General features: G+C 71.1%; 21 protein-coding genes. 8 read left to right on the top strand and 13 right to left on the bottom strand.

Annotated elements, in window-relative coordinates:
* The first annotated feature begins 139 nt into the window (after nt 1-139).
* Nucleotides 140-505: a response regulator gene (locus ASF53_RS03365; RefSeq protein WP_003600588.1), complete on the top strand. Its 366-nt coding sequence runs from the start codon at nt 140-142 to the stop codon at nt 503-505.
* Nucleotides 506-590: 85 nt separating this feature from the next.
* Here ASF53_RS03365 and ASF53_RS03360 read toward each other — a convergent pair whose 3' ends face one another.
* On the bottom strand, nt 591-1,106 hold the full coding sequence (locus tag ASF53_RS03360) for a TspO/MBR family protein (protein ID WP_056193674.1): 516 nt from the start codon (nt 1,104-1,106) through the stop codon (nt 591-593).
* A 97-nt stretch (nt 1,107-1,203) separates the two neighbouring features.
* On the opposite strand from ASF53_RS03360, the gene ASF53_RS03355 reads away from it, so the two are divergent.
* Together ASF53_RS03355 and ASF53_RS03350 are read left to right on the top strand one after the other, a co-directional pair.
* The gene (locus ASF53_RS03355) at nt 1,204-2,421 is read left to right on the top strand and encodes a trans-sulfuration enzyme family protein (protein ID WP_056193671.1); all 1,218 of its coding nucleotides are present in this window, start codon (nt 1,204-1,206) and stop codon (nt 2,419-2,421) included.
* 90 nt (nt 2,422-2,511) lie between these two features.
* Complete coding sequence (locus ASF53_RS03350; RefSeq protein WP_056193667.1) at nt 2,512-2,973, top strand: hypothetical protein; 462 nt, start codon at nt 2,512-2,514, stop codon at nt 2,971-2,973.
* A 93-nt stretch (nt 2,974-3,066) separates the two neighbouring features.
* On the opposite strand, the gene mdoH is transcribed toward ASF53_RS03350, so the two are convergent.
* The gene (gene mdoH / locus ASF53_RS03345) at nt 3,067-4,998 is read right to left on the bottom strand and encodes a glucans biosynthesis glucosyltransferase MdoH (protein ID WP_056193928.1); all 1,932 of its coding nucleotides are present in this window, start codon (nt 4,996-4,998) and stop codon (nt 3,067-3,069) included.
* Between the two features lie 34 nt (nt 4,999-5,032).
* Here mdoH and ASF53_RS03340 point away from each other — a divergent pair, with 34 nt between their 5' ends.
* The 3 genes from ASF53_RS03340 (at nt 5,033) to ASF53_RS03330 (ending at nt 7,701) form a co-directional block, all read left to right on the top strand.
* On the top strand, nt 5,033-6,709 hold the full coding sequence (locus tag ASF53_RS03340; RefSeq protein ID WP_056193664.1) for a glucan biosynthesis protein G: 1,677 nt from the start codon (nt 5,033-5,035) through the stop codon (nt 6,707-6,709).
* A gap of 67 nt (nt 6,710-6,776) precedes the next feature.
* Nucleotides 6,777-7,421, top strand: a complete 645-nt coding sequence (locus ASF53_RS03335; RefSeq protein ID WP_056193662.1) for a PRC-barrel domain-containing protein — start codon at nt 6,777-6,779, stop codon at nt 7,419-7,421.
* A gap of 43 nt (nt 7,422-7,464) precedes the next feature.
* A complete protein-coding gene (locus ASF53_RS03330; protein ID WP_056193925.1) occupies nt 7,465-7,701 on the top strand; it encodes a hypothetical protein in 237 nt (78 codons plus the stop codon).
* Between the two features lie 77 nt (nt 7,702-7,778).
* Here the strand turns inward: ASF53_RS03330 and ASF53_RS03325 are convergent, their stop codons facing one another.
* Genes ASF53_RS03325 through ASF53_RS03315 form a run of 3 tightly spaced genes read right to left on the bottom strand, consistent with a single transcriptional unit; the run spans nt 7,779 to nt 9,987 of the window.
* Nucleotides 7,779-8,606, bottom strand: a complete 828-nt coding sequence (locus tag ASF53_RS03325) for an ABC transporter substrate-binding protein (protein WP_056193659.1) — start codon at nt 8,604-8,606, stop codon at nt 7,779-7,781.
* Nucleotides 8,579-9,295, bottom strand: coding sequence for an ABC transporter ATP-binding protein (locus ASF53_RS03320; RefSeq protein WP_056193656.1), 717 nt, complete (start codon nt 9,293-9,295; stop codon nt 8,579-8,581). The genes ASF53_RS03325 and ASF53_RS03320 overlap by 28 nt, the downstream gene beginning before the upstream one ends.
* Nucleotides 9,292-9,987 (bottom strand): ABC transporter permease, encoded by a 696-nt coding sequence (locus ASF53_RS03315; protein ID WP_056193651.1) that lies wholly within the window; start codon nt 9,985-9,987, stop codon nt 9,292-9,294. Before ASF53_RS03315 ends, ASF53_RS03320 begins: the two co-directional genes overlap by 4 nt.
* A 103-nt stretch (nt 9,988-10,090) precedes the next feature.
* Between ASF53_RS03315 and ASF53_RS03310 the strand changes: the two genes are divergently transcribed.
* Nucleotides 10,091-11,128: a substrate-binding domain-containing protein gene (locus ASF53_RS03310; protein ID WP_056193647.1), complete on the top strand. Its 1,038-nt coding sequence runs from the start codon at nt 10,091-10,093 to the stop codon at nt 11,126-11,128.
* Between the two features lie 55 nt (nt 11,129-11,183).
* Here ASF53_RS03310 and ASF53_RS03305 read toward each other — a convergent pair whose 3' ends face one another.
* From ASF53_RS03305 to ASF53_RS03290, 4 genes are read right to left on the bottom strand one after another with little or no spacing between them, the layout of a single operon-like run.
* Nucleotides 11,184-12,434 carry a molybdopterin molybdotransferase MoeA gene (locus ASF53_RS03305; protein ID WP_056193644.1) on the bottom strand — a complete coding sequence of 417 codons (1,251 nt, stop codon included), beginning with the start codon at nt 12,432-12,434 and terminating at the stop codon, nt 11,184-11,186.
* Between the two features lie 3 nt (nt 12,435-12,437).
* Nucleotides 12,438-12,974 carry a molybdopterin-guanine dinucleotide biosynthesis protein B gene (gene mobB / locus ASF53_RS03300; protein ID WP_056193641.1) on the bottom strand — a complete coding sequence of 179 codons (537 nt, stop codon included), beginning with the start codon at nt 12,972-12,974 and terminating at the stop codon, nt 12,438-12,440.
* The gene (locus tag ASF53_RS03295; protein WP_056193639.1) at nt 12,971-14,947 is read right to left on the bottom strand and encodes a molybdopterin biosynthesis protein; all 1,977 of its coding nucleotides are present in this window, start codon (nt 14,945-14,947) and stop codon (nt 12,971-12,973) included. The genes mobB and ASF53_RS03295 overlap by 4 nt, the downstream gene beginning before the upstream one ends.
* Nucleotides 14,944-16,029: a molybdopterin-binding protein gene (locus ASF53_RS03290; protein ID WP_056193921.1), complete on the bottom strand. Its 1,086-nt coding sequence runs from the start codon at nt 16,027-16,029 to the stop codon at nt 14,944-14,946. Before ASF53_RS03290 ends, ASF53_RS03295 begins: the two co-directional genes overlap by 4 nt.
* Nucleotides 16,030-16,253: 224 nt before the next feature.
* Between ASF53_RS03290 and ASF53_RS03285 the strand changes: the two genes are divergently transcribed.
* A complete protein-coding gene (locus ASF53_RS03285; RefSeq protein WP_056193918.1) occupies nt 16,254-17,552 on the top strand; it encodes a c-type cytochrome in 1,299 nt (432 codons plus the stop codon).
* Nucleotides 17,553-17,624: 72 nt separating this feature from the next.
* Here the strand turns inward: ASF53_RS03285 and ASF53_RS03280 are convergent, their stop codons facing one another.
* The 4 genes from ASF53_RS03280 to cheB all read right to left on the bottom strand — a co-directional run bounded on the left by ASF53_RS03280 (nt 17,625) and on the right by cheB (nt 22,638).
* A complete protein-coding gene (locus ASF53_RS03280) occupies nt 17,625-17,798 on the bottom strand; it encodes a metallothionein (RefSeq protein WP_003606929.1) in 174 nt (57 codons plus the stop codon).
* A gap of 198 nt (nt 17,799-17,996) precedes the next feature.
* Nucleotides 17,997-19,865, bottom strand: coding sequence for a response regulator (locus ASF53_RS03275; protein ID WP_056193637.1), 1,869 nt, complete (start codon nt 19,863-19,865; stop codon nt 17,997-17,999).
* On the bottom strand, nt 19,862-21,583 hold the full coding sequence (locus ASF53_RS03270; RefSeq protein WP_056193634.1) for a response regulator: 1,722 nt from the start codon (nt 21,581-21,583) through the stop codon (nt 19,862-19,864). The genes ASF53_RS03275 and ASF53_RS03270 overlap by 4 nt, the downstream gene beginning before the upstream one ends.
* Entirely contained in the window at nt 21,580-22,638 is a 1,059-nt protein-coding gene (gene cheB, locus ASF53_RS03265; RefSeq protein WP_502690547.1) for a chemotaxis-specific protein-glutamate methyltransferase CheB, read from the bottom strand. The genes ASF53_RS03270 and cheB overlap by 4 nt, the downstream gene beginning before the upstream one ends.
* Between the last annotated feature and the right edge of the window lie 3 nt (nt 22,639-22,641).

The raw sequence follows: 22,641 nt of genomic DNA, 5'->3' as shown, positions 1-22,641 counted from the left end.
CCTGATAAGAACGCGAGACTTGCTGCAAATCGACCGCCGATGGAACTCTGTCGGCGCATGAGGCTTGACAGGCCGCGCGTACCTGCGGTCAGTCGGGCGCGACGATCAATATCAAAGGAACGGTAGAGGACGCCCGACCATGGCGCGCATCCTGCTCGTGGATGACGAGGATACGGTTCGCGGCTTCCTCAAGCGCGGGCTGGAGTTGGACGGTCACACCGTCGTCACCGCCATCGACGGCAGCGACGGCCTCGACCGCCTGTCGGAGGCCGGCGGCGGCTTCGATCTGATGTTGACCGATATCCGCATGCCGCTGATGGACGGCATCGCGCTGTCGCTCGCGGCCAAGCGCGACTATCCCGATCTCACGATCCTGCTGATGACGGGCTTTGCCGACCAGCGCGAGCGCGCCCGCGGCCTCGACGCCATCGTCACCGACGTGCTGACCAAGCCCTTCTCCCTGGCCGACCTGCGCTCCACGGTAACGCGGGCGCTGGCGGCCTAAAGCCTTATCCGGCCCGAGGCATCAGGCCGACGCCCCAAGGTCTTTGCATAGACGCGACGGCTTCGTCGCCAGGCGCTTTCGGGTCTCAGTTCATCTGCCAGATCGTTCCGTTCAGCAGGCAGGCGAACGCCACCCAGGCGGCGTAGGGCACGAGCAGCCACGCGGCGGCCCGATCGAAGCGCCATGACAGGCGGATCGTCCACAGAATCATCACGAGCATGGCGAGCGCGACGATCAGCGCGAGGCCGAGCTGGTGGGCGGCGAAGAAGACCGGCGTCCAGGCTGCGTTGAGGACGAGCTGCGCACCGAAGGCGGCCAGTGCCAGCCACCACGCTTTCCGGGCGGGCCCCGGCACCGGGCGCGCGCCGAGCAGTCGCCAAAGCGAGACGGCGATCAGGGCGTAGAGGACGGTCCAGGCCAGGGGGAACACCCAGTTCGGCGGGTTGAAGGCCGGCTTGCGGATCGTCGTGTACCACTCCTCGATATTGGCGCCGGTCGAGAGCGAGCCCACCGCCGTCACGAGGATGACGGGGAGGATCGCGGCGGCGAGCCGTGGGATCGGCGGCAGGGCCGGCCGCTCGGGGATGTCCAATGCGCTCATGCGCTGTGCAATGCTCCGTCGCTCATTTCTCCGCCTTGCCCGCTCCGGCGGATTCGCTCAAGCCGGCATCTCCATCCGACATCGAGAGAGGAAACCCATGAGCCGGTCCAACGCGCCTCACGGCGATTCCGATGCAGCCCCCTCCGAGGCGCTGTCGCCCGAGGCATGGCGCCCGGCGACGCTGGCCGCGCAGGCGCTCGGCCGGGTCGATCCGGCGACGCGGGCGGTGGTGCCGCCGCTGCATCTCTCGACCACCTTTCTGCGCGACCCCGACAACGCCTACCGCTCCGGTTTCGTCTACGCCCGGCCCGACAACGCCACGACCCGCGAGGCGGAGGACGTGATCGCCGCGCTCGAACGGGCGGAGGCGGGCGCCCTGCTGTTCGGCTCCGGCATGGCCGCGGCGTCGGCCGTGTTCTGCGCGCTGGAGCGCGGCGACCACGTGGTCGCGCCCGAAGTCATGTACTGGGGCCTGCGCCGCTGGCTGCAGCAGGAGGCGCCGCGCCTCGATCTCGCGGTCGATTTCGTGCCGATGGACGACCCGGAGGCCGTGCGGTCCGCGATCCGGCCCGGCAAGACCCGGCTCGTCTGGATCGAGACTCCGGGTAACCCGCTCTGCACCGTCACCGACATCGCCCGCATCGCCGAGATCGCCCACGCCGCCGAGGCGCGGGTTGTGGTGGACTCGACCGCCGCGAGCCCGATCCTCACCCGGCCGCTCACGCTCGGGGCCGACATCGTGATGCATTCGGCCACCAAGATCCTGAACGGCCATTCCGATGTAGTGGCCGGCGTCCTGGCCGGGGCGCGCAAGGATGCGTTCTGGGATCGTCTCGTGGCGATCCGTGGCGGCTGGGGCGCGATCCTCGGCCCGTTCGAGGCGTACTTGCTGATGCGGGGCCTGCGCACGTTGCCCCTGCGCGCCGCCGCCCAGAGCGCCGGGGCGCTCCACCTCGCGCAGCGCCTCTCTGCGCATCCGCTCGTGAGCGCGGTGCTCTATCCAGGGCTGCCCGACCATCCCGGCCACGCGGTTGCCGCGCGGCAGATGACGAACGGGTTCGGCTACCTGCTCTCGATCCGCGTGGCCGGCGGCGAGGCGGCGGCGATCGCGACCGCCGCGCGGGTGGCTCTGTGGAAGCGGGCCACCTCGCTCGGCGGCGTGGAGAGCCTCATCGAACACCGCGCCTCCGTCGAGGGGCCGGGCACCCCCTGCCCGCCCGACCTGTTGCGTCTCTCCACTGGTATCGAGGATCCGGACGACCTGTTTCGCGATCTCGACGCGGCGCTGACGGGCGCACACGGCCCGACGGGCTGACGCCCCGCCGAATTTTGTGGAGGGCGCGTGGCCGTTGCGGGGCTCCGTGCGTTGCCGGGGCAACGAGCCCCAACCGGAACGCGAGCCGCCATGATGAATCCGACGCCCTTCCTCCTCGCCGCCCTCTCCCTCGGCCTAGTCTGCGGCGCAGCGCAGGCCGAGGACGGACCGCCGAAGCTCGACGTCGAAGCGACCTGCCAATCGGCGCAGCGGGTGCAGAAGACGCTGAGCGACACGGTCAGCCCGGATGCCTGCCTCAATTCCGAGCGCGGCGCCGAGCGGGATTTGAAGACGCGCTGGAGCCAGTTTCCGTCTGCGGCCAAGACGCAATGCTCGCAGCAATTCCAGGCCGGCGGCTTCCCGTCCTATGTCGAGCTGCTGACCTGCCTCGAACTCGCGAGCGGCACGGTCCCGTCGCAGCCGGCCCTCGACCCCTCGGCCAAATCCGATGGCAGCGCGGCGACCCGTGACCAGAAGGGCGGGAGCACCCTTACCCGCGAGCCCGCTCCGACCCAGCGCACCAACCCGATCGAGGTGCTTGAGAACAAGTAGTCCGTCGGATCATCCGCACCGAAGCTCTCGGCTCGCGAGCGGCCGAGAGTTTCTGTCCGACGCCGAACCGGAATCCGATCCGGCGCGGAAGGCTCAGCGCAGGGTCGGCGCGCGTGCCTCGTCGATGGTCACGGGGAGCCACGGAGACGCCGCGGCGGGGATCGCCGCCGGCTCGGCACCGGCGTTGCGGCTCTGGTGCAGTTCGAGCAGTTCGGGAGCCGGGCGCGTGTCGTCCTCGGTGAGGAAGAGGCCGCGCGCCTTCGAGCCGAGGCCGAGACGGGTGCTGCTGGTGAGCACGCTCTGGAGCGGGCTCGTCAGCAGAGCGAGGGCGACCGGCGCCATCCAGAGGGCGAGCCAGGGATTGCCGAAGGCGAGCAGCACCGCGAGCGCCCCGCCCGCCGCAACCGAATCGCTCTGAAGGCGGAACGCTTCTCTCCACGGCACGCTGCGATCGTCGCGGGATTGCGTGTCCCAGCGGACCACCCGCCCGAACAGGGTCGTCACCACGGCGCCCGCTGCGAACAGCGCCATGACCGGCCAGAGCAACACCCAGATCGCCTGTTCGAGCGCGGCGCTCACCAGCAGCGAGCGGGTGCCGCCAAAATCCGCCCGGCGTTGGGCCGAGGCGAGGACGTAGCCGAGGCTCAGGAGCTTCGGCAGCGCCATCACCGTGATGACGAGGGCGGCGAGCGCGAAGGCCGCCGCGTTGCCGCCGTCGAGGCCGTAGCCGATCAGGCCGAGTTCGCCCGAGCGCATCGCCTGCCACGTGCCGAGCCCGAGGAAGGCGATCCAGAGCGGGTAGACGCAATAGCCGAGGATGCCCACGCCGAGATGCCAGCGGCTGGCACCGAGCAGGCCCTTCATCGGCAGCACGCGAATGTGTTGCAGGTTGCCCTGGCACCAGCGCCGCTCGCGCCCGAGCAGGTCGATCAGGTTGGTCGGCATCTCCTCCCAGGTGCCGCCCATCTCCGGCAGCAGGCGGACTTCCCAGCCGGCGCGGCGCAGCAGCGCGCCCTCGACGATGTCGTGGCAGAGGATCTCGCCCCCGAGCGGCGGCTTGCCCGAGAGCACCGGAAGCTCGGCGTTGTTGGCGAAAGCCTCGACGCGCAGGATCGCGTTGTGACCCCAATAGGAGCCGTCCGGCCCCTGCCACGTTTCGAGGCAGCGCAGGGAGAGGGGCGCGTAGAGGCGCACGGCGAATTGCTGGATGCGGGCGAACAGCGTGTCGCGGCCAGCTGCGTAGGAGACGGTCTGGATCAGGCCGGTGCGCGGGTTCTCCTCCATCAGCCGGGCGAGCCGGCGCATGGCGGCGCCGGTCATCAGACTGTCGGCGTCGAGCACGATCATGAAGTCGTATTCGTGCCCGTAGGTGGTGCAGAACTCCGCGATGTTGCCCGCCTTGCGGCCGGAATTGTCGGTGCGGCGGCGGTAGCGGATGCGCGGCATGCCGCGGCCTTCGCGCTGGCTCCAAGCCTGAATGCGGGCGAATTCGTGCTCCTCGACCGCGCTGATCGCACCCTCGCGGGTATCGGAGAGGACGAAGATGTCGATGTCCGAGCCGTCGCCGCCCTCGCGCTGGAGCGAGCGGGCCATGACGCGGATCGCAGCGAACACCGCGAGCGGGTCCTCGGCATGGATCGCCACCACCGCCGCCGTGCGGCTTAAGCCCGTGGGACGGGTCGAGATCGTTGCGGCGCGGCGCTCCAAAGCGGAGAGGGCGCGGTCGCCCATCAGCGCGGCGATGAGCCCGTAGAGATACTGCCACGCGGTGAAGCTCTGCCACGCCATCAGCACGACGAAGAGGCCGAGCACGGTGCGGCCGAGCCATGTCTCCGGCACCCCGTAGGCCGCGAGTGCCAGGGTGGCGATGGCGGCGGCGATGGCCAGGGTCGGTCCGGCCAGCGCGAGGCGGCGCAGGCGGAACGAGGCCGGCCGCGGCACGGGGCCCGCGCCCCTCGGGCGGGTTTCACCCCCCGCCCCCGTCTCGACGGAGCGTTCAGCCTGCGGCAAGTCTGGGCTGGACATGATCGGCGTCGACACTCGCGGGAGGGATGAACGGATGGCAGGACCGTCGGACGCGGACAACGCGGCGCCCGAAGAAATCGACGTTTCGCGGCGCGCCATCGTCCGTGGCGCTTTTCGAGGTGCTCTTGCCGGTTCGGCCGGTCTTGGGATTTCTGGCCTCTTCGACCTGAATGCCGCCAGAACGATGGCTCAAACGGTGCAAAACGCCTCACCCCCAGCGGCGGTCGAAGCGCGTCCGGTCACCTTCGAGGCGCTGGCGGCGCGGGCCGAGCGGCTGGCGGCGCAAGACTACGCGCCACAGAGCAGCCCCCTGCCGCCGGAACTGGCTGCGCTCGACTACGACGCCTTCCAGGCGATCCGCTTCCGGCCCGAGGCGACGGTCCCGCTCGGGCCCCGCTTTTCGCTGCAGCCGTTCCATCGCGGCAACCTGCACGCCAAGCGGGTGGAAATCTCTCTGCAATCGCCCGAGGGCGTGCGCCCCCTGGGCTACGATCCGGAGCTGTTCGATCTCGGTCCGGCCTTGCAGGGCCGGCGCTATCCGGCCTCGCTCGGCTATGCGGGCTTTCGCATCGCCCACAGCTTTGATGCCACCCGGCCGCAGGCCCACGAGGAATTCCTGGTCTTCCTCGGCGCCTCCTACTTCCGCATCCGCGGCCGGGGGCAAATCTATGGTCTCTCGGCCCGTGGCATCGCCGTCGACACCGGATTGCCGCAGGGCGAGGAGTTTCCCGATTTCACGGGCTTCTGGATCGAAGCGCCGCAGGGCGACGCGGCCTCGATCACGATTCTGGCGCTACTCGACGGTCCGAGCCTGACGGGCGCCTACCGCTTCGCCGTCACGCCGGGTGATCCGTCCCATGTGGCGGTCGAATCCGCTCTGTTCCCGCGCCGTCCGATCGCGGCGCTCGGTCTCGCGCCGCTCACCAGCATGTTCCTGTTCGGCGAGAACGGGCCGGGCGTGCACGGTGCCGAACCGTTCGACGATTTCCGCCCGCAGGTGCACGATTCGGACGGGCTCGTGGTGCAGACGCCCGGCGACCGGTTGTGGCGGCCCCTCGTGAACGGCCGGCCCGCGCCGCAGATCTCGTCCTTCCGCGCCGATCCGCTCGAAGGGTTCGGGCTGCTGCAACGCGAGCGGCGCTTTGCCGCCTATCTCGACGTGCAGGCGCAGCACGAGGACCGGCCGGGCCTATGGGTGACGCCGCAGGGCGGCTTCGGCGCGGGCGCGGTGCGGCTGTTCGAGATCCCCTCACGCACGGAGGCGACCGACAACATCGTCGCCGCTTTCGTGCCGGAGGCGCCGGTCGCGGCCGGCAAGCCGCTGCGGCTCGCCTATTCCCTCGTCACAATCGGAGCCGAGCCGGTGCCGGCCCTCGCGCCACCGCTCGCCCGTGTGGTCTCGACCCGCGTCGGTTCGGCCGAGCGCCTGCGCCCGACCGATCCACCGTCACCGCGACGGCGCCTCTACGCCATCGACTTCGTGGGGCCGGGCCTGCCCGACGACCCGAAGGCGGCCATCGACGTGGCCCTCTCGGCGAGCGTGGGCGCGCTGGTCGAGCCCTATGCCGAGCGGGTGCCGCAGACCGGCGGCTGGCGCCTCTACGCCGAGTTCCGGCCGCCCGATCCGTGGCCCGCGGGGGACGTGGTGCTGCGTGCCCGCCTGTCGCATGCCGGACGCGTCATCACCGAGACATGGGACGCCGTCGCCTGACGCGGATGAACTGGCAGGGTCGCTGGCCGTTAACGGGGCACCCGCACGTCCGAATACGGAGCCAGGGATGCGTCCCACCTTGTCCAGCGTCCCGCGATCCGCGCTCGCCGCCCTTGCCCTCTCCCTCGCATTTGCCCCGCTCCCGGCGCTTGCCGAGGCGGCGACCGGCGGCCCGGCGGCGACCCGCTTCATCGAACATCCCGAAGTGGGCACGATGCGCGGCTCGAAGGTGATCGGCGTCGGCGTGGTCGGCGCGGATCATGTCCGGGTCGGCAAGATCGAGGATGTCCTCGTGGATGGCACAGGCCGCATCCAAGCGGTGGTGATCGGCGTCGGCGGCTTCCTCGGCGTCGGCGAGAAGTACGTCGCGGTGCCCTTCGACCAGCTCGCCTGGAACTTCGGGGACGTGTCGCTCACCGGCGGCACGTCCTCGGTGCTGACGCCCGACAACGCACCGAGCGAGAAGGCCGCCGACAAGGCCAACGCCGAGTCGATGCCGGGCTCGAAGGTGTCCCCCGAGGTGCTGGGCGCGGTGCAGAACCAGCAGAGCGGTCGCGTCACCGAGTCAACCGGTTCGGTCGAGCCGCAGCGGCCGAGTTCCACCCCCGCGACGGTGCTCGTCGGCCACGACCTGATCCACGCCGAGGTGCGCCTGACCAAGGCGCAGCTCAACGATGCGCCGGCCTTCCAGTTCGAGAAGGCGCAGCGCTAGCCGTCCCCGCTTGGGCGCCCTGACCCTTTGGAGTTTGCGTCTCATGAGACACGCCGCTTTGGCCCTGACGGTCTGGTTCGCTGGACTCCATTCGGCCCTCGCCCAGGCGACCAACCCGGCCCCGCCGATTCCGGAATCGGGGCCGTCCGGCTCCAATTCGGGGGCGTCGACGGCCGCGGCCATGGATTTCAACTGGGTCTGGATCAGCGTGCTGATTGCGCTCGCGGTGCTGGCGCTGTGGATGTTCGCCCGCAAGCGTCAATCCGGCCCGCCGCGGTAGGGACGGGACCGTCTCTCCAACCCCCTCACCGAAAGGGGGCGCTGCGCGGTCCCTCGGGATGCAACGGTGTATGGGCGTCAGCCCTTCTTCGCGCTCGGGAAGAACAACGGCTCGCCGTTGATCTTGTAATCGGCGATGGCCCGCTGCCCTTCGGGCGAGACCAGCCAATCGATGAAGGCTTGGCCCTCCTTCACCTTTACGGTGGGGTGCTTTTCCGGATTCACCAGCATCACGCCGTAGGGGTTGAACAGGCGCTTGTCGCCCTCGACGAGGATGGTCAGGTCGCCCCGGTTCTTGAACGAGAGCCAGGTGCCGCGATCGGCCAGAATGTAGGCGCCAAGCGACGAGGCGGTGTTGAGCGCCGGGCCCATCCCCTGGCCGACATCGCGATACCAATCGCCGCGCACCGCCGGGAGATCGATGCCAGCCTCCTTCCAGCTCCGCAGCTCGGCGCTGTGGGTGCCGGAGCGGTCGCCGCGCGAAACGAAGGGTGCCTTTGCCGCGGCGATGGCCTTGAACGCGTCGTCCACGCCTTTGCCGCGGATGCCGGCCGGGTCGGCCTTCGGGCCGATCAGCACGAAGTCGTTGTACATCACGTCCTGGCGCGCCTTGGCGAAGCCCTCGGCGACGAACTTGTCCTCGGCCGGGCGGTCGTGGACGAGCACGACGTCGGCGTCGCCCCGTCGCGCCGCGTCGAGGGCTTGGCCGGTGCCGAGCGCCACCACCTTCACCTCGATCCCGCTCTTCTGCTTGAACAGTGGCAGGATGTGCTTGAACAGGCCCGATTGCTCGGTCGAGGTCGTGGAGGCGACGACGATGGAGGCGGGTTCGGCGCTGGCCGGCGAGACGGCGCCGAGGGCAGCCAGGAGCGAGAGGGTCAGGACGCTGCGGCGAAGGAAGTCCATGGCAGTTCTCCGGTGAGGTAGGCCCGCGCCTCGTTGGTGCGGGGTGAGAAGAGGACGGATCGGGTCGGGCCCCGCTCCACGGCGCGGCCGGCGGCGAGCACCACGGTCTCGTCGGCGAGCCGGGCGACCTGCCCGAGATTGTGCGAGACGAGGAGCACGGTGGTGCCGGCCTGCGCCATCTCGGTGATCAGGCTCTCGATGGTCTCGGTGGCCGCCGGATCGAGGCTCGCGGTCGGCTCGTCGAGGAGCAGGAGGTCGGGCCGCATCGCCCAGGCGCGGGCGAGCGCGAGGCGCTGCTGCTCGCCGCCCGAGAAGCGCGTCGCCGCATCCTTGGCCCGTTCCGACAGGCCGACGCGGGCGAGCGCCGCCGCGACCCGCTCGGCGCGTTCGCGGCGGGGCAGCTTCAGCGCCACCAGCCCGAGGGCGACGTTGGCGGCGGCACTCGCCCGCACCAGAGCCGGGCGCTGGAACACGAAGGCGCGGCGGCCGGGCGTGAGGCGCACCGTGCCGGAATCCGGCCGCAACAGGCCGTCGATCACCCGCAGGGTGACGCTCTTGCCTGCGCCGTTGGGGCCGATCAGGGCGGTGATGCCCGTCGTGGCGATGTCGAGGTCGAGACGATCGAGGATCGGCCGTCCGCCGAGCGTCAGGCTCACGCCGTCGAGATGGATGGCGGGGGCGGCGCTCATCCGTAGGCCTTCGCGACATGCCCGCGCAGGAGCGCGGCGGCGGCGTTCACGGCCAGCACGAGGCTCATCAGCACGAGCCCGAGCGCCAAGGCGAGGCTGAGGTCGCCCTTCTGCGTCTCCAGCGAGATCGCCGTCGTCATGGTGCGGGTATGCCCGTCGATATTGCCGCCGACGACGAGCACCGCGCCGATTTCCGAGATCGCTCGGCCGAAGGCGGCCAAAGCCGCCGTGACCAGCGAGAACCGCGCATCGTAGATCAGCACCCCCGCCCGCTGCGGCGCGGAGAGGCACAGGGAGCGCAGTTGCTCGCCCAGATGTGCCTCGGCATCGGCGATGACCTGACGCGTCAGAGCCGCGACGAGTGGTGTCGCCAGCACCGCCTGCGCCGCCACCATCGCGGCCGGCGTGAAGAGCAGGCCGAACGTCCCGAAGGGGCCCGAGCGCGAGAGGGCGAGATAGAGGATCAGACCGACGATCACCGGCGGCAGGCCCATGAAGGTGTTGAGAAGCCCGACCACGGCGCCGCGCCCCGGAAACCGCGCCACCGCGATCAACGCCCCGAGCGGAACGCCGAGCGCGAGCCCGATCCCGACCGCCGTGAGACTGACGCGCAGGGACAGCCAAGCGATCGCCAGGACATCCCGGTCGAGCGTCCACAGGCGAGAGAACGTCTCCTGAAGGGTCTGGCTCAAAGGGTTCGGCTCGAAGGAAGCAACTCGTCGGCATCCGGGGCTGCGCGGGGCAAGCCGGGATGATACGCCCGTTGACGCAAGATCAATAGGAAAGGCTTTGCATATGGCTGTCGAGGATGGGCCGGCCCCGGCTTCGGTCGTCCCTGGGTGGGATGGGCTCGGCGTACGCCTCCACGTCGAGGGCCGCTGCGAGGGCGCATCCGACTTCGCGCTGCGCGGCGCGCACCTGCTTCTCGACGCGCTCGGCCGGACCGGCTCGCTCCAGGGCGCGGCCGAGGCGCTCGCAGTCTCCTACCGCTCGGCCTGGGGGCAGCTCGAGGCGTTGGAGCAGGCACTCGGTCGGCCGGTCGTGGTGAAGACCAAGGGGCATGGGAGCAGCCTCACCCCTCTCGGGGTCGCGCTGCTAGCGCTGCTTCAGGCATCGCAGACCCGGCTCGCCCCGGCCCTGGCGGCGGAGGAGATGGCGCTGACGGAGGGACTGCGGCGGCTTCTGGAACCGGCCGATGCGCGCATCCGTCTCGCGGCGAGCCACGATCCGCTGCTGCTCGAGGCCATCGAGGCGCGGCGCGAGATCGACCTGATGGTCGCCGGGAGCCTCGACGCCCTGGCGCGGCTGCGCGAGGAAACGGTGGATGCCGCGGGCTTCCATTACGGCTCGGACGGCCCGCCGCCCGCGCCGTTCGGCGCGGTGTTCGACCGTCGCGATCTCGTCGTCGTCCCGCTGTTTCGCCGCGAACAGGGCCTGATGCTGGCTGCCGGCAACCCGCTCGACTTGGGAAGTGTCGCCGACATCGCCGCGCGGCGAGCCCGCTTCGTCAATCGCCAGCGAGGGGCCGGCACCCGGATCTGGTTCGAACGGCTCTGCGCCGAGGCGCGCATCGACCTCACGCGCATCGTCGGCCATCAGACCGAGGAATTCACGCATCAGGCGGTGGCGGCCCTGATCGCCACCGGCGCGGCCGATGTCGGCATGGGCACCCGCGGGGTCGCCGAGCGCTTCGCCCTCGATTTCCAACCCGTGGGTTGGGAGACGTATTTCCTCGCCATGTGGGCGCGGATCGATGCGGAGCGGCTCGGGGCGTTCCGCGCGGATCTGTGCAGCCGAGCCGGACGGACGCCCGGCTACGCGCCGCCGCCCTGATCTCTTGTGGGCGCGATCCGCGGCTCCTGGCCGGATCAGGCCGAAGGGCGATCCCTCACCACAGCAAGACGTGCGGATAATAGGCCAGCGAATCGCCGGGGCTCACACCGGTCGCGTCGTCGGGCAGCTCCACGAGGCCGTCGCTCTCGGTGAGCGAGGTCAGCACGCCCGCCCCGTCGCGCGAGAATTTTCGCGCCTCCAGGCCGCCCTCGCCATCACGGACAAGCGTGACGCGGACGAATTCGCGGCGGCCAGCCTTCTTGCGGTAGCTGAACCCCGCCCGCACCGGCCAGGACAAAGGCGGCTCGTAGCGTGCGCCGCCGAGCCGGGCGAGCAGGGGCCGCACCACGAAGAGCAGCGTGATGTAGACCGCCACCGGATTGCCCGGCAGGCCGACGAAGGGCGTGCCGGCGACCAGCCCCACCGCGACCGGACGGCCGGGCTTGATCGCCAGCCGCCAGAGCATCAGCCGGCCCTGCGCCTCGACGGCGGGCTTCACGTGGTCCTCCTCACCGGTCGAGACGCCGCCGGAGGTGAGGATCAGGTCGTGGTCCCGCGCCGCTTCGGCGAGGCGGGCCGGCAGGGTGACGGGATCGTCCCGGAGGATGCCGAGATCCTCAACCGCAACGCCGAGCCGGGTCAGCAGGGTCACGAGCAGCACGCGGTTCGAATCGTGGATTGCGCCGGGGCGAAGGGGCGCGCCGGGCTCGCTCAGCTCGTCACCGGTCGAGAACACGGCGACCCGCAGCCGACGGCGCACGGCGATCTGCGCATGGCCGGTCGCGGCCGCCAGCGCGAGGTCCTGCGGGCGCAGGCGTCGCCCGGCGGGGATCGCGAGGCCGCCCGCCGCCAGATCCTCCCCCGCGGGCCGGGCGTTGGCGCCGAGCTTTAAGCCCGATGGCAGGACGACCCGCTCGCCCTCGCGGCGCACATCCTCCTGCATGAACACGGTGTCGGCGCCGGGCGGCATCGGCGCACCGGTGAAGATGCGGATCGCCGTTCCCGCGGGCAGTTCGCCGGCCGCCGCACCCGCCGCGAGCCGGCCGCTGACCGGTAGGACGGTCTCGGTCCCTTGTTCGAGGTCGGCGAAGCGCACGGCGTAGCCATCGACCGCGGCATTGGCGAAGGGCGGCAGGTTGTGGCCCGCAAAGACGTCCTCGGCGGCGATCCGCCCGTCGGCGAGGCTGAGCGGCACCGTCTCCGTGCCAGCAATCACGGGGAAGCGCTCGGCGATCAGCGCCACCGCCTCCTCGATCCGCATCGGCTTGCCCCCGAAGGCGAAGCAATCGTCGGTGAGCTGTGCCATCGCTCAGGTTCTTTCCAGCCGGGCGAGCACGGTTTCAAGCGCCTCGGCGCGCGTGATCACGAGATCGGCGATGGCCTCGACGTCGTCGAGCCCGACCACCGGCACGCTCGCCTGCGGGAAGGGAACGTCGCTGGCGATGCCGACGATGCGCGGGTCGTCCCCGTGCAGGGGCGGACGGTCGTTGGCCGCGCGGAAGACTTCGAGCTTCGGATGCGCCTCGCGCTTGAAGCCCTCGACCAAAGCGAGACCGGTCGGCGTCAACCGGCGCAGCAAGTCGGGCAGGGTGGCCTCCGCGCCCTCCCCGACCTCGCGGATCTGCGCCCATCGCCGGGCGGAGGACACGATGACTTCGCTTGCCCCGGCCTGCCGGTGGACGAACGAATCCTTCCCCGGTTGATCGATGTCGAAGGCGTGGTGGGCGTGCTTGAGGGTCGCGACCCGTAACCCGCGGCCGACGAGCACGGGGATGAGGCGGGCGAGCAGCGTGGTCTTGCCCGCCCCGCTCCAGCCGGCGAGGCCGATGACACGCAGGTCGCTCACGATTCGCCTCCGCCGGGTTCGAACCCGAGTTCGTTCAGGGCCGCATCCGCCTCGGGGGTGCCGAGCAGTGTCAGGAAGGCGGCGAGCGCGGGCTTCTCGCGATCCGCCTCGCGATAGGCGAAGTCGTATGGCTCCTGCGCCAGCGGCAGGAAGCCGAGGCCGTAGGCCGTCGCCACGCTGGAGATCGCGACCCCCCAATCCGCCCGGCCCTGTGCCACCGCCGCCGCGACGGCGTTGTGCGAGCGCGGCTGGTTCCAGAAGCCCGCCGGCCGGGCGGTGCCGATCAGGCCATCGACGAGAAGCCGCGTGCCGGAGCCGGCATTGCGGTTGACCATCACCGCGTCCGGATCGGCCAGGGCCGCGCTCACCGCGTCGGCGGCCTCGCGGTCCTCGAAGCGGGCATCGCCCACGCGGAACACCACGCCCTGAAGCCGGCGCCAGCCCAGCGCGAGCCTCATGCCGTGTTCGAGGAAAGGTTCGTTGTAGCGGCCGGTCGCGGGGTCGAGCAGGTGCATGGCGGCCAGATCGCACTCGCCCCGGCGCAGGGCCGCGAGCCCTCCGGCCGAGCCGACCCAGACGGTGCGGGCGCGAAAGCCCCGCTCGGCCAGCAGCCCGACCACCCGGTCGAGCCCGATGCAATGGCTGCCGATGATAGTGAGGTCCGGCGGCCGCACGCCGGCTCCGAGGCGCACCACCGAGACCGTCTCGCCGGCCTCGACGCCCGAGCGCGCGGCCGGCACAGCGAAGAAGCCGTCGGCCTGGGAAAAGGCGGTGACGGAGCCGGAGCCTTTCGGCAGCGGCAGCGCAACCAAGCCGTCCGACGCCTGAGCCAGCGAGGCCATCACGAATTCGGTGCGGCCGAGTTCGGAGGTCAGACGCTGCGGCAGGCGGGCTACCACCGCCGCCTCCTCCCGCGGCGGCAGGCCGGCGAGCGCGCGCACCAGCGGCACCACGAATTCGTGGAAGGTGAACATCGCCGAGGTCGGGAAGCCGGGTAGCACCACCACCGCCTTGCCCTCGGTGACGGCGAGGCAGAGCGGCTTGCCGGGTTTCAGCGCGACGCCGTGGACGAGGATGCCGGGGGGCCCCAGCCGCGACAGGATGCGGTGCGAGACATCGCCCGCGCCCTTCGAGGTGCCGCCGGAGAGCACGACGAGGTCGCTTTGCGTCAGCGCATCGCGCAGGGCGCTGTCGAGCGCCGCCTCATCGTCCGAGACGATGCCGAGCGGCACGGGCTCGCCGCCATTCTCGGCGACCGAGGCCGCGACGATGGCGCCGTTCGAATCGTAGATGGCGCCCGGTCGCAGCGCGCCGCCCGGTGCGACCAGCTCGTCACCCGTCGAGAGCACGGCGACGCGGGGGCGGCGCACCACCGCGATCGCGGCGAGCCCGCAGGCGGCGAGCATGCCGATCTCACGGGCGGTCACCGCCGCCCCCTTGCGCAGGACGGTTTCGCCCGAGGCCATGTCGGCGCCGGCATAGCCGACGAACTGCCCCGGCCGGACCGGAGCCGTCACGTCGATCGCAAGGGCGTCTTCGAAGAACTCGGTCTGCTCGACCATCACCACCGCGTCGGCCCCGCGCGGGATCATGCCGCCGGTGGCGATCGGCGTTGCGGTGCCGGCGGCGACCGATCCTTCCGGGGCGACGCCGCAGGCCAGGATCTCGCGGTTGAGGGCGAGTCGGCGGGGCCGCGCGGCGTTGGCGCCCTCGGTGTCGGCGGCGCGGAGAGCAAAACCGTCCACCAGGGCGCGGTCGAAGGGCGGCACGTCGATCGGCGAGGCGACGTCAGCGGCAAGCACCCGCCCGAGCGCCTGGGCCAGCGGCACGGTCTCGGGCGGGAGCGCCGTGTGGAGCACCGCCGCGCGGAAGGCCGCCTGCGCGTCCTCGCGGCTCATCACCGTCAGGAACTGCTCCTGCCGGGCGGCCGCCGCCAGGCGCCGGGTGAAATCCGTCTCGCGATCCGCGCTCACAGCGGCACCACCTCGACCACGCTGCCGGCCGGGTAACCCTCCCGCTCCGGCGGCACCAGCACGAATCCGTCCGTTTCGATCAACCGGCGCAGGGCCAGATCGGCTCCGCCGAGGGGTTCGATTTCCGGCCCCAGGACGCGAACGAAGACGACCTCGGAAAGCCCGACGGTCGAGGTAATCTTGCGCGCGATGTTCGCCATCCGCGGCACCGGTTGGAGGGCGCCGGTCAGCGCCGCGACCAGCGGAAGGCCGAGGGCCAGAAGAGCCGCGAGCGCCGCGTCGGGTCGGCCGGGCAGAAGCAGGACCGGGCGCTCCCCGGCCTCGCCGATTCCTGCCGTCTCGCCGGGCCGCAGGGCAAGGCCGTGCGCGATCACACGGCCGGCTTGCGCCAGTCCTTCGGCGCTGTGGTCGCTGCGCCCGAAACCGGTGCCGCCGAGGACGAACACCGCATCCGCTCCGTCGGCCGCGATGGCGCGGGCGATCTGGTCGGGGTCATCGGCCACCACCACCGTCTCGGTGAGGCCGCCCGCCCGCGCGATTACGGCGTTGAGCGCGGGCGACAGGAAGTCTGGTGCCCCCGTCACGACGAGGCGAATCCGGGCTTCGCGAATCGCGATTTCGGAAAACCCCGCGGCAGCGAGGCCGAGAAGGCGACGCGGTTCGATCCGCTCGCCGGCCGCCAGCAGAGCGTCACCTTCGGAAAAATCCTCGCCCGCGGCGCGGGTGCCCTCGCCTGGACCGATTTCCGCGACGGCGCTGCGGTGCTCCAACCCCTCGGCGGGCAGCACGGCGTCGGTGCCGGGCGGCAGGCGCTCGCCCGCTTCGACCCAGACGGGGGTGCGTGGCAGCATCACCGGTGCGTAGGGTGAGGCGCCGCCGATCTGTGCGGCCTCCACTGCGAAACCGTCGCGCAGGGCGATGAGCCCGGCCGGGATGTCCTGAGCGATCGCGAGCGACGTCGCGGCGATGTGCCCGGCCGCGCGAACCAGGGGCACCGATTGCGGCGCCACCGGCGTCGCGCAACGCAGTAGCAGGGCGAGCGCGTCGGCGAGCGGTGTCAGGGCGGCGGAGGGCGCGCGCATCATTCAGGCGTCCGCGCGCGTCGGCAATGCGGCGGGCTGAACGGCAGGGATGCGTGAGGCTCCGTCTTTTCTCATTACCGCGAGCGATGCGCCATCACCGGGCGCGGATCAAGGTTTGGCGTCCGGGCCCCCCAACGCCTGAGACACAAACCCTCACCTCCGGCGGGCGGACGGCGTCCCGGCCCCTCGCGTATGGTCCGCCGGGGAAACGGAGTGGAATGACGATGCCGATGCGGGCGACGCGGAGTCTCGGTCTGATCGCGGTCCTCCTGCTTGCACTGCCCGCCGCGGCCCAGATGCGCGGCCATGGCGGGCCGGTTCGTGCGCTGGCCGTGACGGGCGACGGTCGCCTCGCGGTCTCCGGCGGGTTCGATCAGGCGGCGATCGTCTGGGGGCTCGAGACCGGCGCGGCGCTGAGCGTCCTGCGCTTCCACGACGGCGCCGTGAACGCCGTGGCCGCCCTTCCCGATGGACGCTTCGCCAGCGCCTCGGAGGATGGGCGCATCGCCCTGTGGCGGCTGGGACAGGCCGAGCCGGAGCGCGTGCTCGAGGGACATACCGGCCCCGTCGCCGGGCTCGCCGTCTCGCCCGACGGGACCGCGCTCGCCTCCGCCGTATGGGACGGCACTGCGCAGATCTGGCCCCTGGCGGGCGGGCCGGCGCGGGTTCTCGAAGGACACAAGGGCAACGTTAACGCGGTCGCCTTCCTGCCCGACGGGCGCCTCGTCACGGCCGGGGCCGATGCGAGCGTGCGGATCTGGACGCCGCAGGGGGAGACGGGCGTGACCGCGACGCTGCCGAGCGCGCTCAGCGCGCTGGCCGTCACCGCGGACGGCGAGATTGCCGCGGCGGGAGCGGATGCCACGGTACGGTTTCTCGCGCCCGACGGGCGCGTGCGGTCGGAGGTCGAACTCGGCCCCGCCCCGGTGATCGCGCTGGCGCCCGCGCCCGACGGCACCCGGATCGCCGCCGCGAGCGCGGGCGGCACCGTCGCGATGATCGAGCGGGCGAGCGGGAAGATCCTGTTCACGCTGATCGGGCCAGGCCTGCCGGTCTGGTCGGTGGCGTGGCGGCCGGATGGGAGCGAACTCGTCACAGGCGGCGGCGACCGCCTCGTGCGGCGCTGGAACGCGGCGACCGGCGAGCCGATCGGCCCCCTCGCCATGCCCCGGCCCGCGGACGCGCTCGCCGCGTTCCACGGCGAGCGGGGCGCGGAGGTGTTCCGCGCCTGCGTCGCCTGCCACACCCTGACGCCCGACGACGCGCCCCGCGCCGGCCCGACGCTCGCCGGCCTCTTCGGCCGGCGCATCGCGACAGTTGCGGGCTACCGCTATTCGGAGGCGCTCAAGGGGATGGACATCGTCTGGACTCCGGAGACGGTCGCCCGCCTGTTCGAAGTCGGCCCCGCGCGCTTCACCCCCGGCACGCGAATGCCGGAGCAGACGATCAACAGCGCCGAGGATCGCGACGCGCTGATGCGCTTCCTCGCCAAGGCAACCGGGACGCCGACCGGGCCGAACTAGGCGTCTCTCACAAAACGCCCGCTGGCGTTTTGTGAGGCATTCCGAGCCGCGCCCGGTCGAGGACTCGACGGATCAGCCGTGGCAGCTGCAGCCGGCGTGGTCGCAACCGGCATGATCGGGGTGACCTTCGGCGCACTCGTCGCAGCAGAAGGCCTTCTCGTCGCGCTTCACCGCCTTGGTGACCGAGACCACGCACACGCAGTCCGGGCAGGCGCACTTCACCATATCGACATCGACGCTCGCCATGGGGGCATCCTTTTCGAGAAGATTCGTTTCGCGCCCCGAAGCAGGGCGACGCACAACCATCTTCCTGCGAGCCGATGCGGAGCGCAATCCTTGCGCGCACGGGATCGCCGGACGTGGCACGAATGTGTCACCCGAAGTCGGGCCGCCAGAAGGGCGGACTGCCCCTCGCGATACCGGCGCGGCCGGAGTGAGGCCCGATCAGGCCGTGGTATCGAGAAGCTGCGAGACCCGCGCGGCGAGTTCGGCGGAGGCGAAGGGCTTCGTCATCACCGGCAGATCCTCGGGGATCTGCACGGCCTCCGCATGGCCCGTCAGCAGAAGGATCGGCACGCCGGAGAAGCGCTCACGGATCGCGGCGGCAAGCTCGACCCCGGTCATGCCGGGCATGGCGAGGTCGGCCACCACGAGGTCGAACCGCTCGCCCCGCTCCATCAGGTCCAGAGCCGTGCGCCCATCCGCCGCCTCGGTTTCGGAGTAGCCGAAATCGTTGAGGAAGGAGGCGGTGACGTGCCTCACCTCCTCGTCGTCATCGACCACGAGGATGCGCGCCGGACTGGCCGCGGTCACCACCGCCGGGGTGGCCGTCTCCTCAATGCCTTGGGCGGTGCTGTCGGCCCGCGGAAGCGCGAGTTCGATCCGCGTGCCCTGGCCGACTTCGCTGGTGATGCGAAGCCGCCCGCCCGCTTGCTGAGCAAGGCCGAACACCATGGCGAGGCCGAGGCCCGTGCCCTGCCCGACCGCCTTGGTGGTGAAGAACGGCTCGCAGACCCGTTCCAAGATTTCCGGCGGAATGCCGGTGCCCTCATCGGCGACCGTCACCACGGCATAGGTGCCGGGTTTCAGATCGGGATCGTCGGCAATCTCGGCGCGGCGGGTCGAGATGGTGACGGTGCCGCCATCCGGCATCGCGTCGCGGGCATTGATGCAGAGGTTGAGCACCGCGAGTTCGAGCTGATCGGGATCGACCAGGGCGAAGGGCATGTCGGGTTCGAGATCCCGCACCACGCTCACATGGCTGCCGAGGCTGGAGCCGAACAGCGCGCTCATTCCCTCGATCAGCGCGTTCGGGTCCACGGGCCGCGCATGGGCGTCGTTGGAGCGGCTGAAGCTCAGGAGCCGCTTGGTCAGCGCCGAGCCGCGTTGCGCCGCGCCGGTGGCGTTGTCCACGAGGCGCTTGACCCGGGGCTGGTCGGCGATCTTGGGGCCGACGAGTTCCAGGCTGCCGAGGATCGCGGTGAGCAGATTGTTGAAGTCGTGGGCGATGCCGCCGGCCAGGGTGCCGAGCGCCTGCATCTTGTCGGATTGGCGCAGCCGCGCCTCCAGGCTCTTCTGCTCGGTCACGTCCCGCTCGATCGTGGCGAGATGCGTGACCTCGCCGGCCCCGCCGCGGATCGGCACGCGGATGACATGCGACCAACGCTCGGCGCCGAGCGCGCCGCGGGCGATCACCGTCGAGCCCGCTTCCCCGGCCGCGACCGCGCGGCGGTCGGCGGCTTCCGCCTCGTGGGCCTGGGGCGTTTCGGCGATCTCGACCTCGGTGCGGCCGAGGCAGGCCTCCACGGTGCCGCCGACGAGGCTGGCCTTGCGCGCGTTCAGGCGCACGAAGCGGCCCCCCGCGTCCTTGAAGGAGATCGCCTCCTCGGCGTGGTCCAAGAGGCCGCGCAGCAGGGCCCGTTCGGTGGCGAGATCGCGGCCCAGGCGATGGCGTTCATAGGCGTTGCGCACCGTGGCGCGCAGCAGCGTCGGGTCCCAGGGCTTGGCGACGTAGCCGATGATACCGCCGCGATTGAGCGCCGCGATCACCGCCGAGATGTCGGCGTAGCCGGTGAGCAGGATGGCCTGCGCCTCGTGGAAACTGCGCGCCTCGGCCAGCAGCGCGTCGCCGGTCATGCCGGGCATGCGCTGGTCCGAGACGACGACCGCGATGTCCGGGTCGGCGCGGAGGATGTCGAGCGCCTCTTCGGGCTTGGCCGAGGTGAGCACCCGGTACTCGTCCTCGAACAGGTCCTCCAGAGCGATCAGGATGTCCGGCTCGTCATCGACGGCCAGAATCGTGCCTTTGCTCATACCGGTGCCGGTTGCCTCGGAATTCCGATGACGAAGCTCGCGCCGCCGCCCGGCGCCGTCTCGACGATCAGCGAGCCGCTATGCGCCTGAACGACGCTGTAGGCAATCGCCAAGCCCAGCCCGGTCCCCGATCCGACCGGCTTCGTCGTGAAGAACGGTTCGAAGATCTTTTCGCGTAACTCCTCGGGAATACCGGGCCCGGTATCGCTGATGCGGATCAAATCGGTCTCCGCATCCGAATAGGTTGCGACCGTGATCGTCCCGTCGCCGTGAATTGCATCCGCTGCATTGCCGAGGATGTTCATGACGACCTGATTCAACAGGGCCGGCGTGCAGGAAATCTCCGCGCGTCCCGAGAAGTCGCGCGTCACCGTGATCCGGGTGCCGAGCTTGTGCTGGATCAGCGCCAGCACGGTCTCGATCGCCTCCGGCACGTTGACGAGGCCGCGCTCGCCCTCGTCGAGCCGCGAGAACTTCCGCAGATTGAGAACGAGATCCTGGATTCGGGTCAGGCCCAGACGCATCGAGCCGACGCGGTCGCGCGCCTTCATCAGTGCCCGCTGACCATCGGGCGCGTCGGGCGGCGGCAGCTCGCCGAGCAGGCGTTCCACCGTGCCCTGATGCGCCAGGATGAAGGCGAGCGGATTGTTGATCTCGTGGGCGATGCCGGCGACCAACTCGCCGAGCGAGGCCATCTTGGCCGCCTGAACCAGCTTGGCCTGCGCCTCCGTCAGCTTGCGGTTGGCGTCCTCGAGATCCCGGTTGGCCTGTCCGAGGGCGTCGGCGAGGGCCGCGCGGGCGGCCGCCGCCTCGGCCTCGGCGCGGGCGCGTTCCACCGCGCGCTCGCGGTCGCCGAACTCGCCGGAGATGCGGCGATTGTCCTCTTCGAGCAGGCGGCGGCGGACGAGACCGCGCACCCGCATCGCCAGAACCTCGCCATCGGCCTTCGAAACCACATCGTCGGCGCCCGCGGCGAAGGCGGCGACCAGAAGGCTCTTATCCGGCTTGTCGCCAGCCATGCCGACGAGGGGGAAGGCGTTGCCGCCGCCCTCCGGCGCCTTCATGCGGCGCTCGGCGATCTCGGTGCAGAGCGCGATGCCGTCATAGGCGCTGCCGACGAGGTCGAGGGTCACGCAGTCGAAACCGGCGCCGGGCTCGTCGAGGGCGGCGAGCGCCCCCGCGCGGTCGGCCGCCGCCACGACGGTGTGGCCTTCCTGGGTCAGCAGGCCGGTGAAGAAGGCGCGGTAGGTGGCGCTGCCATCGACGATCAGCACCCGGCCGCGGCGGAAGGCGGCGCCCGACGGCCCCTCGGTCGCCGAACTCTTGCGTTCGCGCAGCAAGGCGCGGATGCGCAGCACCAGCAGGTCGCGATCGGCCGATTTCTCGACATAGGCGTCGGCGCCGCTCTCGAAGCCGTGGCGCTCGCCGTTGCGGGCGCTGGTGAGCATCACCACGGGCAGCGCCCGCGTACGCAGCGACAGCCGCATCTGCCGGGTGAACTCGTCTCCGTTCATGCCGGGAAGGTGGTGGTCGGCGACGACGAGATCGGGAAGGTCGGTGTTGAGCAGGTCGAGCGCGGCCTCGGCCGTGGCGCAGCGCTGCACGGAAAAGCCCTGCCCTTCGAGCTGAAGCCGCAATTCGAGCGCCTGGGTCTCCGAATCCTCGACCAGCAGCAGGCGGTGGCCGGGTGGTGTGGCGGGCGATGCGCTCGCGGTCATGACGGCTTCCTCTGCGAGAGCCGCACGAGATGGGGCGCCACCTGATCGACGGGCAGCACGCGGGACGCCGCGTTGAGGCGCACCGCCGCCGCGGGCATGCCGTAGACGACGGCGCTGCTCTCGTGTTCGGCCACCGTGGCGGCGCCGGCCTTGCGCATGTCGAGAAGGCCCTGCGCCCCGTCCTCGCCCATGCCGGTGAGGAGAACGCCGATCCCCTGCGCGCCGGCCTGCCGGGCGACCGAGCGGAACAGCACCGTCGCGGCCGGGCGCTGGCCGCCGACGGGGGCGCCATCACTCACCCGCAGCGTGCCGTTCGCGCCGAGTTCGAGATGACGGTCGCCGGGGGCGACATAGACATGGCCGGCCTGCATCACTTGGCCGTCCCGTGCCACCCCGACGGTGAGCGGCACCACGCCGTCGAGCCAACTGGCAAAGCCGTCCATGAAGGCGGCGCCCATGTGCTGAACCAGCAGGATCGGGAGCGGAAACTCGGCCGAGAGACCGCCGATCACCTTGGCGAGCGCCGGCGGGCCGCCGGTCGAGGCCGCCACGGCTAGCACGCTCGGTGCCGCCTCCGATTCCGACGGGACCGGCAATTCGGGCGCGGGCGCGGTCTTGCGCGCATTCCATTCCGCCCCGATCGGCCGGCGGCGGATGACCGGCACCGCGGCCATGATGCGCAACTGCGTGCAGATCTGGCCGGCGACGGCCTCGTAGCCATCGTTGGTGGTGGCGACCGGCTTCTCGACCACGGAGAGCGCGCCGGCCCTGAGCGCGTTCATCGAGATCTTGAGCGAGGAATCCTCGACCGAATCGGCGATCACCACGATCGGCGTCGGCCGGCTCGCCATGATCCGGCGGGTCGTCTCCAACCCGTCGATGCCGGGCAGGCGGATATCCATCGAGATCACGTCCGGCCGCACGGTCTCGATCGCCGCGAGCGCCGCCTCGCCGGATTCCACCGCGCCGGCCAGTTCCAGCCGCGGATCACGGGCGATGATATGGGTGAGTAGGATCCGCACCACGAGCGAATCCTCGACAACCAGCACCCGCACGCG

The sequence above is a fragment of the Methylobacterium sp. Leaf123 genome (assembly GCF_001423405.1).
Classification (GTDB): Bacteria; Pseudomonadota; Alphaproteobacteria; order Rhizobiales; family Beijerinckiaceae; genus Methylobacterium.
The sequence above is the reverse complement of the archived record's forward strand: the minus strand, read 5'-3'. Positions and strand labels throughout refer to the sequence as shown.